This window comes from Halomonas sp. THAF5a (genome assembly GCF_009363755.1).
In the GTDB taxonomy this organism is placed as follows: Bacteria; Pseudomonadota; Gammaproteobacteria; order Pseudomonadales; family Halomonadaceae; genus Halomonas.
Map to the genome: position 1 here is coordinate 410227 of NZ_CP045417.1, position 13927 is coordinate 424153.

Here is a 13927-nt window from a genome sequence, read left to right on the forward strand (position 1 = left end):
CGAAGGAGACAACCTGCACATGAGCACCAGTCTTCTGCCGGTGGGACAGCTCTCTCCCGGTCATGACCTGAACGGCTACATCCAGGCGGTCAACGGCATCCCCATGCTGACCGTCGAGGAGGAGCGCGATCTCGCCTTCCGGCTTCACGACGAGGGAGACCTGGAAGCGGCCCGCCGCCTGGTGCTGTCGCATCTGCGCTTCGTCGTCTACATCGCCCGCAGCTACTCCGGCTACGGCCTGCCCCAGGCTGACCTGATCCAGGAGGGCAACGTCGGCCTGATGAAGGCCGTCAAGCGCTTCGACCCGAACCAGGGGGTGCGGCTGGTCTCCTTCGCCGTGCACTGGATCAAGGCCGAGATCCACGAGTTCGTGCTGCGTAACTGGCGCATCGTCAAGATCGCCACCACCAAGGCCCAGCGCAAGCTGTTCTTCAACCTGCGCGGCGCCAAGAAGCGCCTGGCCTGGCTGAACAGCGACGAGGTGGAGGCGATCGCCAAGGACCTCGACGTCAAGCCCGAGGTGGTGCGCGAGATGGAGGGTCGGTTGTCGGCCCACGACGCCGGCTTCGATGCCTCGCCCGGCGAGGACGAGGAGTCCGCCTACCAGGCGCCGGTGCACTTCCTCGACGACGCCGCCTCCGACCCGGCCGCCCAGCTCGAGGACAGCGACTGGGAACAGGACGCCACCCAGCGCCTGCAGACGGCCCTCGAGGCCCTCGACGAGCGCTCTCGGGACATCCTGCAGCAGCGCTGGCTCGGCGACGACAAGGCGACCCTGCACGAGCTGGCCGACGTCTACGGCGTCTCCGCCGAGCGCATTCGCCAGCTCGAGAAGAACGCCATGAAGAAGATCCGCCAGCAGATCGGCGACGCCCTGGTGGCCTGACCTCCGCTCGGCTCGCACCGTCGAGCGATGGTCCCCGAACGACGAAGCCCCGGCCATTGGTCGGGGCTTCGTGCGTTGGGGCGGGGCAGTGGCGTCAGGCCGTCTGGGCGGCCGGGCGCAGGAGCTGCGCCGAGAGCAGCGACCACTGGTCGTCCCAGTGCTCGGTGGGGCGGTGGCGGAAGTCGCTGCGCACGTAGCGTGAGATCTGCCCCTCGATCAGGGCCAGCATCAGGTTGGCGGCGGCGGAGACCGGCAGGGCGGGGCGGCGTCCCTCGCGCAGCTCGGCCTCGCGCAGCACCTGCTTGAGCTGGGTCTCCAGGCGCTCGAAGAGCTGATGGATGCGAAGGCGCAGCCGGGCCGTCTCCCCGGTCAGGGCGTCGCCGCCCAGCAGGCGCGAGAGGCCCGGGTTCTTCTCGGCGAAGGCCAGCACCAGGGTGAGGATCTGGCCGCAGCGCGGCACCGCGTCGGGCACCTCGTCCAGGATCCGGCCGATGCGCTCGAAGAGGCTCTCCTCGATGAACTCGATCAAGCCCTCGAACATCCGCGCCTTGCTCGGGAAGTGGCGATAGAGCGCGGCCTCCGAGACGCCGACCTGGCGGGCCAGGGCGGCCACGGTGATGCGCTTGCCGCTGTCTTCCTCCAGCATCAGCGCCAGGCCCTGCAGGATCTGCTCGCGGCGGCTGGGGGTCTGGGTTTCCTGCGTCATGTCGTTATGTTCTTGTCGGTCGGGTGGATCGGGCCGGCCCCGAGGGGCCGGTTCGCAAGGCCAGCTCTTGGCGGCTGGCTCGAGCGGATGAGGGGCGCGGGGCTCAGCCCTCGCCGGGCTCCTGCGGCGCGTCGGTGATCAGGGTGCCGACGCCGGCGTTGGTGAAGATCTCCAGCAGGGTGGCGTGGGGCACGCGGCCGTCGATGATGTGGGCGCTCTTGGCGCCGCCCTTCACGGCCTCCAGGGCGCAGCGGATCTTCGGCAGCATGCCGCCGTGGATGGTGCCATCGGCGATCAGGACGTCCACCTGGCCGGTAGTCAGGCCGGTGAGCACCTCGCCGTCGGCGTTCATCAGGCCGGCCACGTTGGTCAGCAGCATCAGCTTCTCGGCGTCCAGCGCCTCGGCCACCTTGCCGGCCACCAGGTCGGCATTGATATTGTAGCTGCGCCCCTCGGCATCGACCCCGATGGGGGCGATCACCGGGATGAAGTCGCGGGCGGCGAGCATCTCGATCAGGTCGGTGGAGATGTGCTCCACCTCGCCGACGTGGCCGATGTCGATGATCTCCGGGGCGGTCATCTCCGGGCTCTGGTGCTCTACCTTGAGCTGGCGCGCGCGGATCTGGGCGCCATCCTTGCCGGTCAGGCCGATGGCCTTGCCGCCGCTCTGGTTGATCAGGTTGACGATGCCCTTGTTGACCAGCCCGCCCAGCACCATCTCCACCACGTCCATGGTCTCGGCGTCGGTGACCCGCATGCCGTTGACGAAGCGCGACTCGATGTTCAGCTTGTCGAGCAGGTCGCCGATCTGGGGGCCGCCGCCGTGCACCACCACCGGATTGATGCCGACCTCCTTCATCAGCACCATGTCCCGGGCGAAGGAGTCGATCAGGGCGTCCTCGGTCATGGCGTTGCCGCCGTACTTCACCACCACGGTCTTGCCGGAGAAGCGCTGGATGTAGGGCAGCGCCTCGGAGAGCACCTCCACTACCTGGCGCGGGTCGCGGGTCTGTTCGGTCATCGGTCGATTTCCCTGTCCTGTTTCGTCTGGCGAGCGTCCTCGTACGGCGCGCCCGCGTGGCGAGCCGCCCCTCAGCGGGGCAGCTCGAGCTCGGGCGACACCTGGGCGAGGGCGTCGGCGAAGCGGGCGCGGATGCGCGTGAGCGCCGCCTCGTCCTTGCCCTCGAAGCGCAGCACCAGCACCGGCGTGGTGTTGGAGGCGCGGCACAGTCCCCAGCCGTCCGGGTAGTCGACGCGGATCCCGTCCAGGGTGGTCTTGACGCCGTCGTCGCCGAAGTCACCCTCCCGGGCCAGCTGGTCCACCAGGGCGAACTTGTTCTCGTCGGTCACGGTGATGTTGATCTCCGGGGTGCCGAGATCCTGGGGGTAGCGGGCGAAGAAGGCGTCGGCATCGTCGCCCTGCTTGGCGAGGATCTCGAGCAGCCGCGCCGCGGCGTAGAGGCCGTCGTCGAAGCCGTACCAGCGTTCCTGGAAGAAGATGTGGCCGCTCATCTCGCCGGCGAGCGCCGCGCCGGTCTCCTTCATGCGCGCCTTGATCAGCGAGTGGCCGGTGCGCCACATCTCGGGCGTGCCGCCCGCTTCCTCGATCACCCGGGTCAGGTTGCCGGTGCACTTGACGTCGAAGATCACGCGGGCGTCGCGATTACGCGACAGCATGTCCTCGGCGAAGGCCATCAGCAGGTGATCGGGGTAGATCAGCTTGCCGCCCGGGGTGATCACGCCGAGGCGGTCGCCGTCGCCGTCGAAGGCCAGGCCGATGTCGGCGCCGGTCTCCTGCACGGTGCGGATCAGGTCCTCGAGGTTCTCGGGCTTGCCCGGGTCCGGGTGGTGGTTGGGGAAGGTGCCGTCGATCTCGGCGAACAGCGGCACCGTCTCGGCGCCGAGACGCTCGACCAGTGCCGGGCCGAGCTCGCCGGCCACGCCGTTGCCGCAGTCGACCACCGCCTTGATCGGGCGGGCCAGGCTGACGTCGCCGAGGATGCGCGAGAGGTAGGCGTCGCGCACGTCCTCCTCGCGCACCGCGCCCTGACCCTCGGCGAGATCGCCGGTGGCGAGGCGGGTGTGCAGCGCGGTGATCGCCTCGCCGGAGAGGGTCTCGCCGCCGAGCACGATCTTGAAGCCGTTGTAGTCCGGCGGGTTGTGGCTGCCGGTGACCATCACGCCGGAGGCGGTGCCCTCGAGCACGTGGGTGGCGAAGTAGAGCACCGGGGTCGGGACCATGCCGACGTCGACGACGTCGCATCCGGTCGACGTCAGGCCGCGGGTCAGGGCGGCAAGCAGGCGCGGCCCGGAGAGGCGTCCGTCGCGGGCGACGACCACGGTGGATTCGCCGCGGGCGCGGGCCTCGCTGCCGATGGCGCGGCCGATCTGCTCGACGCCGGTCTCGGTCAGGGTGTCGTCGACGATGCCGCGGATGTCGTAGGCGCGGAAGATCGAGGCGGGTACGGTCTCTGGGGTCATGGGATCCATCCGTTGTCAGGGGGCGAGTGGCTCAGCGCCGGCCCGAGCTGCCGAAGCCGCCGGCGCCGCGATGGCTTTCGGCGAAGTCGTCGACGAGCTCGAGCTCGGCCTGCACCACGGGCACAAGCACGTACTGTGCCAACCGCTCGAGGGGCTCGATGGTGAAGGGCGCCTGGCCGCGGTTCCAGGTCGAGATCATCAGCTCGCCCTGGTAGTCGGAGTCGATCAGGCCCACCAGGTTGCCGAGCACGATGCCGTGCTTGTGGCCCAGCCCCGAGCGGGGCAGGATCATGCCGGCCAGCCCCGGGTCGGCGATGTGGATGGCGAGCCCGGTGCGGATCAGCTCGCACTGGCCGGGTGCCAGGGTCAGCGGGGCGTCGAGCAGGGCGTGCAGGTCCATGCCGGCGGAGCCGTCGGTGGCATAGCGGGGCATCGCGTCGCGCAGGCGCTCGTCGAGCAGCTTGACGGCGAGGCGCGGGCGTTCGGGGGCGAGAGACATCGGGGTTCCTCGGGGTGCGGTGTCAGGGAGTGTGTCGGGCCGTCAGGCAGGCCAGGGCGCGGCGCACCACCGCCAGGGCGAGGTCGCCCTTGGGCTGGGGCGAGAGCGCCTCGCGGCCCTCGGCCTCGCCGTCGCGCCACAGCAGCAGGGCGGCATTGTGGTCGGTGCCGAAGCCGATCCCGGGGTCGGAGACGTCGTTGGCGACGATCAGGTCGAGCCCCTTGCGGGTCAGCTTGTCCCGGGCGTAGGCCTCGAGGTCGCGGGTCTCGGCGGCGAAGCCGACGACGAAGGGGCGCTCGGCCAGGGCCGCCACGCCGGCGATGATGTCTGGGTTCTTGACCAGGCGCAGGGTCAGGCCTTCCTCGCCGTCGACCTTCTTGATCTTGTGCTCGGCGGCCGTCTCGGCGCGGTAGTCGGCCACGGCGGCGCAGCCGATGAAGAGATCGCTGTCGGGGGCCAGCCGCTGGGCGGCCGCGTGCATCTCCCGGGCGCTCTCCACGTCGATGCGCTCCACGCCGTCGGGGGTGGGCAGGGCCACCGGGCCGCTGATCAGTCGGACCCGGGCGCCGAGCGCGGCCGCGGCGGCGGCCAGGGCGTAGCCCATCTTGCCGGAGCTGTGGTTGGAGAGGTAGCGCACCGGGTCCAGCGCCTCCCGGGTGGGACCGGCGGTGATGGTCACGGTCAGCCCCTCGGCCTCGCGCGCTTCGGCCGGCGCGGCGTCGGGCGCCAGCGCCGCGATGATCGCCTCGGGCTCCAGCATGCGCCCCGGCCCCACGTCGCCGCAGGCCTGGTCGCCGCTGTCCGGTCCCAGCAGTCGCCAGCCGTCCCGGGCGAGCCGGTCGGCGTTGCGTGCCGTCGCCGGATGGCGCCACATGGCCTGGTTCATGGCCGGGGCCATCACCCGCTCGGCGTCGCTCGCCAGGCACAGGGTGGTCAGCAGGTCATCGGCATGGCCGTGGGCGAGGCGGGCCATCAGGTCGGCGGTCGCCGGGGCTATCAGGATGGTCTCGGCCCAGCGGGCCAGCTCGATATGGCCCATGCCGGCCTCGGCCTCGGGGTCGAGCAGCGAGGTGCGCACCGGCTCGCCGGTCAGCGCCTGCAGGGTCAGCGGCGTGATGAAGGCCTGGGCGCCCTCGGTCATGACCACGCGCACCTCGCCGCCGGCCTGCTTGAGCAGGCGGGCGAGCTGGGCGCTCTTGTAGGCGGCGATGCCGGCGCTGATGCCGAGCAGGATGCGGCGGCCCGCGTACGGGTGGCCCGCATTCGGGCGGCCGCTGCGCCGTGTGCCGGGCAGTGAAGACATGGTGATATCCGAGCGGGAATCTGGCCCCCTACCTTACCACCGGCGCCCCACCTTGCGTAGCCGCCGGCCCGACTACACTGATAGCCAGCAATGACGGGCAGGGAGGCCGAGATGTCGATTCGCGACTGGCCGGAAGGGGAGCGTCCCAGGGAGAAGCTGCTGGCGCTCGGGGTGGAGGCGCTCTCCGACGCGGAGCTGCTGGCGATCTTCCTGCGCGTCGGGGTGGCGGGCCGCTCGGCGGTGGACCTGGCGCGGGATCTGCTGTCGGCCTTCGGCGGCCTGCGCCCGCTGCTCGAGGCCGACCAGGCGCGCTTCTGCGCCGAACGCGGCATCGGCACCGCCACCTTCGTGCAGCTCCAGGCCACCCTGGAGCTGTCGCGGCGCCACCTCGCCAGCCAGCTCGAGCGCGGTCACGCCCTGACCTCGCCGACCCTGGTGCGCACCTACCTCGCCGCGAAGCTGCGCCATCTCGGGCACGAGGAGTTCGCCGCGCTCTTCCTCGACAGCCAGCACCGGGTGCTGCGCTACGAGTCGCTGTTTCGCGGCACCCTGGACAGCGCCTCGGTCTACCCCCGCGAGGTGGCCAGGCGCGCCCTGGCGCTCGGTGCCGGGGCGGTGATCTTCGCGCACAACCATCCCTCTGGGGTGGCGGAGCCGTCGGATGCCGACCGGCGCATCACCGAGCGGCTGCGCGAGGCGCTCGCGCTGTTCGAGATCCGCGTGCTGGATCACTTCGTGGTGGGGGACGGGGAGGTGGTCTCCTTCGCCGAGCGGGGCTGGCTGTAGCGGAGCGCGTCGCCAGGTGCCCGTCCGGCTGCCCCTGCCGACCAGAATCGTGATAGGAAATTCGCGCGCGGATCGTTATAATGTCGCACCGGCTGCGCTGGGCCCTTTGGTACGGGTCCCCGCCTGTCATCGCCGTCAGCCGTGCCACCCTCGGGTGTCGCGAGGCCATGCCACGCCCCCATTGGAACATCGCCGCGTCGCTTGCCGACCGTGGCGGGTTCTGGTATAAAGTGCAGCCTTTGAATTCCCTTGGGTCAAATGACAACGGGGTCGTCCCGGTTTGCCCGACAGGTTTTGAACACTCAGGTCTATACACCTGGCCAAGCGGTTGGAGGCTCTCATGTCCAAAGTATGTCAGGTTACCGGCAAGCGCCCGGTGACTGGTAACAACGTTTCACACTCCCAGCGCAAGACGCGCCGTCGTTTCGTGCCGAACCTGCATTCCCACCGTTTCTGGGTGGAGTCCGAGAAGCGCTTCGTCAAGCTGCGCGTCTCCTCCAAGGGCATGCGCATCATCGACAAGAAGGGCATCGAGGCGGTGCTCGGCGACATTCGCAAGCGCGGCGACGCCGTCTAAGCGTTCCACAGGGAGATATCCGTCATGCGTGACAAGATCCGAATGATTTCCAGCGCCGGTACCGGCCACTTCTACACCACCGACAAGAACAAGCGGAACACCCCGGACAAGCTCGAGAAGAAGATGTTTGATCCGACGATCCGCAAGCACGTGATGTACAAGGAAGGCAAGATCAAGTAACCCTTGGTCGCTTCCGCCGCAGGTACGAGCCTGTCAGCCTGAACCCGGCCCGATGGTCGGGTTCTTGCGTAGTGACGCTTCTCCGGACGAGACCATGCCCGAGTTGCCCGAAGTCGAGACCACCCGCCGTGGCATCGCGCCCCATGTGGAGGGCCGCGAGATCACCGAGGTGATCGTCCGCCAGGCCCGCCTGCGCGTGCCGGTGCCGCCGGACCTCGTCGAGCGTCTCGTCGGGGCGCGAATCGGCCCCCTCGCGCGTCGCGCCAAGTACCTGCTCGTGCCGCTCTCGGCCCCGGAGGGCGGCGGCTCGGTCGGCACCCTGCTCTGGCACCTGGGCATGTCCGGCAGCCTGCGGCTCGCCCGCCTCGGCGAGCTGCCGAAGAAGCACGACCACGTCGACCTGGTGCTCGACGACGGCGGCATCCTGCGCTACCACGATCCGCGCCGCTTCGGCTTCGTCGACTGGCTCGCCGACGCCCCGGCGGAGGATGCACGCCTCGCCCGGCTGGGGCCGGAGCCGCTGTCCGACGCCTTCGATGGCGCCCGGTTGTTCGCGCTCTCCCGCCGCCGGCGCCTCGCCGTGAAGCCCTTCCTGATGGACAACGCCGTGGTGGTCGGCGTGGGCAACATCTACGCCGCCGAGGCGCTGTTCCTGGCCGGCATCGACCCGCGCCGGGCCGCCGGACGCATCGCCCGGGAGCGCTACGATCGCCTCGCGGAGGCGGTGCGCGAGGTGCTGGCGGCCGCCATCACCCAGGGCGGCACCACCCTGCGCGACTTCGTCGGCGGCACCGGCGAGCCCGGCTACTTCAAGCAGCGGCTCAACGTCTACGGCCGCGACGGCGAGCCCTGCCGGCGCTGCGGCGCCGAGCTGCGCCTGGTGACCCTGGGCCAACGGGCCAGCGTGTTCTGTGGCCAGTGCCAGACCTGAACGATCCCCCTTTCCCCAGCGAGACCCCCATGACTCAGCACACCCTGCGCCTGAAGAAGAATGCCGACCGTCGCCTCAAGGCCGGCCACCTGTGGCTCTACTCCAACGAGATCGACATCCAGGCCACGCCCCTCAAGGGGATCGCGCCCGGCGCGCAGGTGGTGGTCGAGGCGGCCAACGGCAAGGGCATGGGGGTGGCCTACGTCAATCCGCATTCGCTGATCTGCGCCCGGATGGTCTCCCGCGATCCCAAGCAGGGGCTCGACCGCTCGCTGCTGGTGCACCGCCTCAACCAGGCGCTGGCCCTGCGTCAGCGGCTCTTCGACAAGCCCTTCTACCGCCTGGTGCACGGCGAGGGCGATCTGCTGCCGGGGCTCATCATCGACCGCTTCGGCGACGTCGTCGTGGTCCAGCTCAACACCGCCGGCATGCAGGCCGTGGCCGAGGAGCTGCTCGATGCCCTGGACAAGGTGCTCTCGCCGGCGGCCGTGGTGTTCCGCAACGACACCAGCGGGCGTCGCCAGGAGGGCCTCGAGGCGGGCGTCGAGGTGGTGAAGGGTGAGCTGCCCGACCAGGTGCTGCTGGAGGAGAACGGCGTGCGCTTCGTCGCGCCGGTGCTCGACGGCCAGAAGACCGGCTGGTTCTATGATCACCGGGTCAACCGCGCCTGGCTCAACGGCCTGGTGGCCGGCAAGCGGGTGCTGGACCTGTTCAGCTACGTCGGGGGCTGGGGCGTGCAGGCCGCGGCCAGCGGCGCCAGCGAAGTGCTCTGCGTGGACGCCTCCGGCGCGGCCCTGGAGCGGGTCGCCGAGAACGCCACCCTCAACGGCCTGCACGAGCAGGTGGCGGTAGGCGAGGGCGATGCCTTCGAGGTGCTCGCCGCCCTCAAGGCCGAGGGGGAGGAGTTCGACGTGGTGATTCTCGACCCGCCCGCCTTCATCCGCAAGCGCAAGGACATTCCCAACGGCGAGCGGGCCTACGGCAAGCTCAACCGCGAGGCGATGCGCCTGCTCGGCCGCGACGGCCTGCTGCTCTCGGCCTCCTGCTCCATGCACCTGGCCCCGGAGCGCCTGGTCGACGTGGTGCGCGGCGCGGTGCGCCACCAGGATCGCCAGGGCCAGATCCTCTTCCAGGGCCACCAGGGGCCGGACCATCCGGTGCACCCGGCGATCCCCGAGACCGCCTACCTCAAGGCCCTGGGCGTGCGCGTCTTCCGCGACTAGGCCGTGACGGTACCCGGCTACGTCCGCGCCTTCGCTCATTCCAACGCGCTGCTGGTCAGCCACGTGCATAACGTGCTGGCCGCGGCCGGCATCCCGGTGGAGCTGCGCAACATGACCCTGGGCGGCGGCGCCGGCGAGCTGCCGCTGGGCGAGTGCGAGCCGGAGGTGTGGGTCGCGCCCCACAACCGCGAGCGGGCCGAGGCGCTGATTCGCCAGGCCCTCCACGGGGGCAGCGAACGCCCGGCCTGGACCTGCCCCGGCTGCGGCGAGCGCCTCGAGGGCGCCTTCGACACCTGCTGGCACTGCGGCACCGGCCGGGAGGCGCGGGACTAGCCCGTCAGGCGGGCGGGGCCCTCTCACCTCCCGACCGGCTCGGCCGCTCTTGCCATTCCGCAGGGTTTTCTGTTTGAACCTTTTCTCGTGGAAGATTTTCCGGCGAGAGAACCTGCGTACGCGCATCCTTTTTGTTTTTCTGCGTGGACTCTTCGTGTATCGACTGCCTGTGCTGTAATGGGAGGAGCATCGATTCCGTCATCCACCGCAGGAGCGTGCCATGCAGATCGCCGTCCCCAAGGAAATCAAGAATCATGAGTACCGCGTCGCCCTGACCCCCTCGGGAGCCCGGGAGCTGGTCGGCCGTGGCCACACGGTCACCGTCCAGGCCGGGGCCGGCGAGGGCGCCGGTTTCCAGGACGCCGCCTATGAGGCCGCCGGCGCGCGCCTCGAGGCCGACGTGGCGAGGGTCTGGCGCGAGGCCGAGCTGATCCTCAAGGTCAAGGAGCCCCAGGCCGAGGAGGTCGCCCGGCTGAGCAAGGGCCAGACGCTCTTCACCTACCTGCACCTGGCCGCCGAGGAGACCCTGACCCGGGGCCTGATGGCGAGCGGCGCCACCTGCATCGCCTACGAGACCGTCACCGACCGCCAGGGCGGGCTGCCGCTGCTGGCGCCGATGAGCACCGTGGCCGGCCGCATGGCCGTGCAGGCCGGCGCCCACAGCCTGGAGAAGGCCCAGGGCGGGTCCGGCGTGCTGCTGCCCGGTGTGCCCGGCGTCGCGCCGGCCAAGGTGGCCGTGATCGGCGGCGGCGTGGTGGGCGAGAACGCCGCCCGCATGGCGCTGGGCCTGGGCGCCGAGGTCACGGTGCTCGATACCTCCATCCCGCGCCTCGAGACCCTGGACGACCGCTACCAGGGGCGCATGAAGACCGTCTTCTCCACCGCCGACGCCATCGACGAGGCGGTGCGCGAGAGCGACCTGATCGTCGGCGCCGTGCTGATTCCCGGCGCCGCCGCGCCCAAGCTGATCACCCGCGCGATGCTCGCCGAGATGAAGCCGGGCAGCGTGCTGGTGGACGTGGCCATCGACCAGGGCGGCTGCTTCGAGACCAGCCGTGCCACCACCCACGCCGAGCCGACCTATATCGTCGACGGCGTGGTGCACTACTGCGTGGCCAACATGCCCGGCGCCGTGGCGCGCACCTCCACCCAGGCGCTGACCAACGCCACCCTGCCGTTCGTGCGGGCGCTGGCCGACAAGGGCTGGCAGCAGGCGCTGGCCGACGACCCGCACTTCGCCGCCGGCCTCAATGTCCATGACGGCCAGGTCACCTACCAGGCGGTGGCGGACGCCTTCGGCCTGGAGAACGTCGATCCGGCCAGCCTTCTGGGCTGACGCCTGAGCGGGGCGCGAAAAAAGCGGCACCGGTGAGAGGCGGGAGAGGAGGTCCTTTTCCAGGGAAGGAAAAGGTAGCGCCCAGGGACGGGTTCACAGCGCCTCCTCGATGGTCCGGCACCCCGGCGCCTTTCACCGGTCAAGCCGCGTGCAGGGAGGCCTTGCTCGGCCCCGGTCGCCTTGACCGGGGCCTCGCGTTACCATAGCGGCCATTCGAGAGTCAGCAGAGTCCCGCCTTCATGACCGCACCGTCCGACAAGACCCGTGTCCTCACCGGCATCACCACCACCGGTACGCCCCACCTCGGCAACTACGTGGGGGCGATCAAGCCCGCCATCGTCGCGAGCCAGGATCCGAGCGTCCAGTCCTACTACTTCCTCGCCGACCTGCATGCGCTGATCAAGTGCCAGGACCCGCGGCGGGTGCAGGCGTCGCGCCTGGAGATCGCCGCCACCTGGCTGGCGCTGGGGCTGGATACCGACAACGCCATCTTCTACCGCCAGTCGGACGTGCCGGAGATCCCGGAGCTGACCTGGATGCTCTCCTGCGTCTGCGCCAAGGGCCTGATGAACCGCGCCCACGCCTACAAGGCGGCGGTGGCCGAGAACGAGGCCGCCGGCAACCAGGACCCGGACAAGGGCATCACCATGGGGCTGTTCGGCTATCCGGTGCTGATGGCGGCGGATATCCTGATGTTCAACGCCCACAAGGTGCCGGTCGGCCGGGACCAGATCCAGCACATCGAGATGGCACGTGACATCGGCGGGCGCTTCAACCACCTCTACAAGGGCCAGTACTTCACCCAGCCCGAGGCGGTGGTGGACGAGCGGGTCGAGGTGCTGGGCGGCCTCGATGGACGCAAGATGTCCAAGAGCTACAACAACACCATTCCGCTGTTCGTCTCCGAGAAGAAGCTCCAGAAGCTGGTGCGCAAGATCAAGACCAACTCCCTGGAGCCCGGCGAGCCCAAGGACCCGGCGTCCTGCACCCTGTTCCAGATCTTCGCGGCCTTCGCGAGCGCCGACGAGACCGAGGCCATGCGCGCCGAGTACGCCAACGGCATCGGCTGGGGCGAGGCCAAGGACCGTGTCTTCGAGCTGCTCAACGAGCAGCTGCGCGAGCCCCGCGAGCGCTACCAGGGGCTGATGGAGGATCCCGGCCATATCGAAGGGGTGCTGCTCCAGGGGGCCGAGCGAGCCCGCGCCGAGGCGGCGCCCTTCATGGACCGCCTGCGCCAGGCCGCGGGCCTCGGGCGCTTCGTCTGAGCGTCGCCCCCCGCCGCACGTCCCGGGGCCGGGCACCGTCGTGTGCCCGGCTCTTTTATGTCCTTATGGCATGAAAACCATACCGACGATGATTTCATGTTCTGCGTCGGATTCGTTAGTCTGCTCCTCTTCCCCCTGACCGTGACCCGGCCCCTTCCGGAGGATCCCCCATGAGTGATGTCGCCCAGACCCGACGCTCCCGTCCGACCCTACCGCTACTCGCCGCCGCCGGCCTGCTGCTGGGGGCGCTGGCCGTGGGCAGCGCCTTCGGTGCCCGGACAGGCGCGCTGATGGCGGTGGGCGGCCTGCTCGGCATGGTGCTCTACCATGCCGCCTTCGGTTTCACCGCCGCCTGGCGGGTCTTCATCACCGAGCGTCGCGGCCGCGGCCTGCGGGCGCAGATGGTGATGCTGGCCATCGCCGTGGCGCTCTTCTTCCCGGCGCTCTCGGCTGGCAGCCTGTTCGGGCAGTCGGTGCACGGCTTCGTGGCACCGATCGGCGTCTCGGTGGTCGTCGGCGCCTTCCTGTTCGGGATCGGCATGCAGCTGGGCGGCGGCTGCGCCTCCGGTACCCTCTTCACTGCCGGCGGCGGCAACGCCCGCATGCTGATCACCCTGCTGTTCTTCGTGGTCGGCTCGGTGATCGGCACGGCCCATTTCGCCTGGTGGCAGAGCCTGCCGGCCTTCCAGCCGGTCTCGCTGGTGAAGAGCGCCGGTGCCGGCGGCGGCATCGTGATCAGCCTGGCCCTGTTCGCCGCCATCGCGGCGCTGACCGTGGTGATGGAGCGACGTCGCCACGGCCAGCTGGAGCGCTCCCCCCGGATCGACGCCGGCAACCGGCGCTGGCTCACCGGGCCCTGGCCGCTGCTGTTCGGCGCCGTGGCGCTGGCGCTGCTCAACTTCGCCACCCTCTCGCTCGCCGGGCGCCCCTGGGGGGTGACCTCGGCCTTCGCCCTCTGGGGCGCCAAGGGCTTCGAGCTGCTCGGTGGCGACGTCGGCCAGTGGGGCTACTGGCAGGCCCCCTGGAACGCCCGGGCGCTGGAGGCCAGCGTGTGGAGCGACATCACCACGGTGATGAACGTCGGCATCATGGTCGGCGCCCTGGTGGCGGCGTCGCTGGCCGGCAAGTTCGCCCCCAACCTGCGCATCCCGATGCGCTCGGTGGTGGCCGCGGTGATCGGCGGCCTGCTGCTCGGCTACGGGGCCCGCCTGGCATTCGGCTGCAACATCGGCGCCTACTTCGGCGGCATCGCCTCCGGCAGCCTGCACGGCTGGGTGTGGCTGGTGGCGGCCTTCGCCGGCAACATGCTGGGCGTGAAGCTGCGGCCCTTCTTCTTCTCCGGGCCCTCCGCGCGGGTGGCCACCGCCAAGGGCTGCTGACGGCGCATCCCCGGCGGCGCCCCGGCGTGGCGCGGCCGGTGC

General features: G+C 70.3%; 15 protein-coding genes. 10 read left to right on the plus strand and 5 right to left on the minus strand.

Annotated elements, in window-relative coordinates:
- Positions 1-19 precede the first annotated feature (19 nt).
- On the plus strand, positions 20-886 hold the full coding sequence (gene rpoH / locus FIU83_RS01845; RefSeq protein WP_152482494.1) for an RNA polymerase sigma factor RpoH: 867 nt from the start codon (positions 20-22) through the stop codon (positions 884-886).
- Positions 887-980: 94 nt separating this feature from the next.
- Here the strand turns inward: rpoH and slmA are convergent, their stop codons facing one another.
- The 5 genes from slmA to coaBC all read right to left on the minus strand — a co-directional run bounded on the left by slmA (position 981) and on the right by coaBC (position 5875).
- Positions 981-1592, minus strand: a complete 612-nt coding sequence (gene slmA / locus FIU83_RS01850) for a nucleoid occlusion factor SlmA (protein WP_152482495.1) — start codon at positions 1590-1592, stop codon at positions 981-983.
- A gap of 103 nt (positions 1593-1695) precedes the next feature.
- Entirely contained in the window at positions 1696-2613 is a 918-nt protein-coding gene (gene argB, locus FIU83_RS01855) for an acetylglutamate kinase (protein ID WP_152482496.1), read from the minus strand.
- A 71-nt stretch (positions 2614-2684) separates the two neighbouring features.
- Positions 2685-4073, minus strand: coding sequence for a phosphomannomutase/phosphoglucomutase (locus FIU83_RS01860; RefSeq protein WP_152482497.1), 1389 nt, complete (start codon positions 4071-4073; stop codon positions 2685-2687).
- Between the two features lie 31 nt (positions 4074-4104).
- On the minus strand, positions 4105-4572 hold the full coding sequence (dut, locus tag FIU83_RS01865) for a dUTP diphosphatase (RefSeq protein WP_152482498.1): 468 nt from the start codon (positions 4570-4572) through the stop codon (positions 4105-4107).
- A 22-nt stretch (positions 4573-4594) separates the two neighbouring features.
- Complete coding sequence (coaBC, locus tag FIU83_RS01870; protein WP_152482499.1) at positions 4595-5875, minus strand: bifunctional phosphopantothenoylcysteine decarboxylase/phosphopantothenate--cysteine ligase CoaBC; 1281 nt, start codon at positions 5873-5875, stop codon at positions 4595-4597.
- A 111-nt stretch (positions 5876-5986) separates the two neighbouring features.
- Between coaBC and radC the strand changes: the two genes are divergently transcribed.
- From radC to FIU83_RS01915, 9 genes are all read left to right on the plus strand, one after another.
- Entirely contained in the window at positions 5987-6661 is a 675-nt protein-coding gene (gene radC / locus FIU83_RS01875; protein WP_152482500.1) for a DNA repair protein RadC, read from the plus strand.
- Positions 6662-7001: 340 nt separating this feature from the next.
- The gene (gene rpmB, locus FIU83_RS01880) at positions 7002-7238 is read left to right on the plus strand and encodes a 50S ribosomal protein L28 (RefSeq protein WP_071944134.1); all 237 of its coding nucleotides are present in this window, start codon (positions 7002-7004) and stop codon (positions 7236-7238) included.
- A 24-nt stretch (positions 7239-7262) separates the two neighbouring features.
- On the plus strand, positions 7263-7418 hold the full coding sequence (rpmG, locus tag FIU83_RS01885; RefSeq protein ID WP_071944136.1) for a 50S ribosomal protein L33: 156 nt from the start codon (positions 7263-7265) through the stop codon (positions 7416-7418).
- 94 nt (positions 7419-7512) lie between these two features.
- Complete coding sequence (gene mutM / locus FIU83_RS01890) at positions 7513-8349, plus strand: bifunctional DNA-formamidopyrimidine glycosylase/DNA-(apurinic or apyrimidinic site) lyase (RefSeq protein WP_152482501.1); 837 nt, start codon at positions 7513-7515, stop codon at positions 8347-8349.
- Between the two features lie 29 nt (positions 8350-8378).
- Complete coding sequence (locus tag FIU83_RS01895) at positions 8379-9572, plus strand: class I SAM-dependent rRNA methyltransferase (RefSeq protein ID WP_152482502.1); 1194 nt, start codon at positions 8379-8381, stop codon at positions 9570-9572.
- A gap of 3 nt (positions 9573-9575) precedes the next feature.
- Positions 9576-9905 carry a DUF2007 domain-containing protein gene (locus FIU83_RS01900; protein WP_152482503.1) on the plus strand — a complete coding sequence of 110 codons (330 nt, stop codon included), beginning with the start codon at positions 9576-9578 and terminating at the stop codon, positions 9903-9905.
- A gap of 220 nt (positions 9906-10125) precedes the next feature.
- Entirely contained in the window at positions 10126-11241 is a 1116-nt protein-coding gene (ald, locus tag FIU83_RS01905) for an alanine dehydrogenase (RefSeq protein ID WP_152482504.1), read from the plus strand.
- Positions 11242-11480: 239 nt separating this feature from the next.
- Complete coding sequence (gene trpS / locus FIU83_RS01910; RefSeq protein WP_152482505.1) at positions 11481-12506, plus strand: tryptophan--tRNA ligase; 1026 nt, start codon at positions 11481-11483, stop codon at positions 12504-12506.
- A gap of 170 nt (positions 12507-12676) precedes the next feature.
- The gene (locus FIU83_RS01915) at positions 12677-13885 is read left to right on the plus strand and encodes a YeeE/YedE family protein (RefSeq protein ID WP_152482506.1); all 1209 of its coding nucleotides are present in this window, start codon (positions 12677-12679) and stop codon (positions 13883-13885) included.
- Positions 13886-13927: the final 42 nt, after the last annotated feature.

What these genes read in the sequence shown, in the direction of transcription:
- slmA (WP_152482495.1), bottom strand. Translation starts at nt 1,592, where the DNA reads ATGACGCAGGAAACCCAGACCCCCAGCCGCCGCGAGCAGATCCTGCAG.
- ald (WP_152482504.1), top strand. Translation starts at nt 10,126, where the DNA reads ATGCAGATCGCCGTCCCCAAGGAAATCAAGAATCATGAGTACCGCGTC.
- rpmB (WP_071944134.1), top strand. Translation starts at nt 7,002, where the DNA reads ATGTCCAAAGTATGTCAGGTTACCGGCAAGCGCCCGGTGACTGGTAAC.
- coaBC (WP_152482499.1), bottom strand. Translation starts at nt 5,875, where the DNA reads ATGTCTTCACTGCCCGGCACACGGCGCAGCGGCCGCCCGAATGCGGGC.
- FIU83_RS01915 (WP_152482506.1), top strand. Translation starts at nt 12,677, where the DNA reads ATGAGTGATGTCGCCCAGACCCGACGCTCCCGTCCGACCCTACCGCTA.
- FIU83_RS01895 (WP_152482502.1), top strand. Translation starts at nt 8,379, where the DNA reads ATGACTCAGCACACCCTGCGCCTGAAGAAGAATGCCGACCGTCGCCTC.
- rpoH (WP_152482494.1), top strand. Translation starts at nt 20, where the DNA reads ATGAGCACCAGTCTTCTGCCGGTGGGACAGCTCTCTCCCGGTCATGAC.
- argB (WP_152482496.1), bottom strand. Translation starts at nt 2,613, where the DNA reads ATGACCGAACAGACCCGCGACCCGCGCCAGGTAGTGGAGGTGCTCTCC.
- radC (WP_152482500.1), top strand. Translation starts at nt 5,987, where the DNA reads ATGTCGATTCGCGACTGGCCGGAAGGGGAGCGTCCCAGGGAGAAGCTG.
- dut (WP_152482498.1), bottom strand. Translation starts at nt 4,572, where the DNA reads ATGTCTCTCGCCCCCGAACGCCCGCGCCTCGCCGTCAAGCTGCTCGAC.
- mutM (WP_152482501.1), top strand. Translation starts at nt 7,513, where the DNA reads ATGCCCGAGTTGCCCGAAGTCGAGACCACCCGCCGTGGCATCGCGCCC.
- trpS (WP_152482505.1), top strand. Translation starts at nt 11,481, where the DNA reads ATGACCGCACCGTCCGACAAGACCCGTGTCCTCACCGGCATCACCACC.
- FIU83_RS01860 (WP_152482497.1), bottom strand. Translation starts at nt 4,073, where the DNA reads ATGACCCCAGAGACCGTACCCGCCTCGATCTTCCGCGCCTACGACATC.
- rpmG (WP_071944136.1), top strand. Translation starts at nt 7,263, where the DNA reads ATGCGTGACAAGATCCGAATGATTTCCAGCGCCGGTACCGGCCACTTC.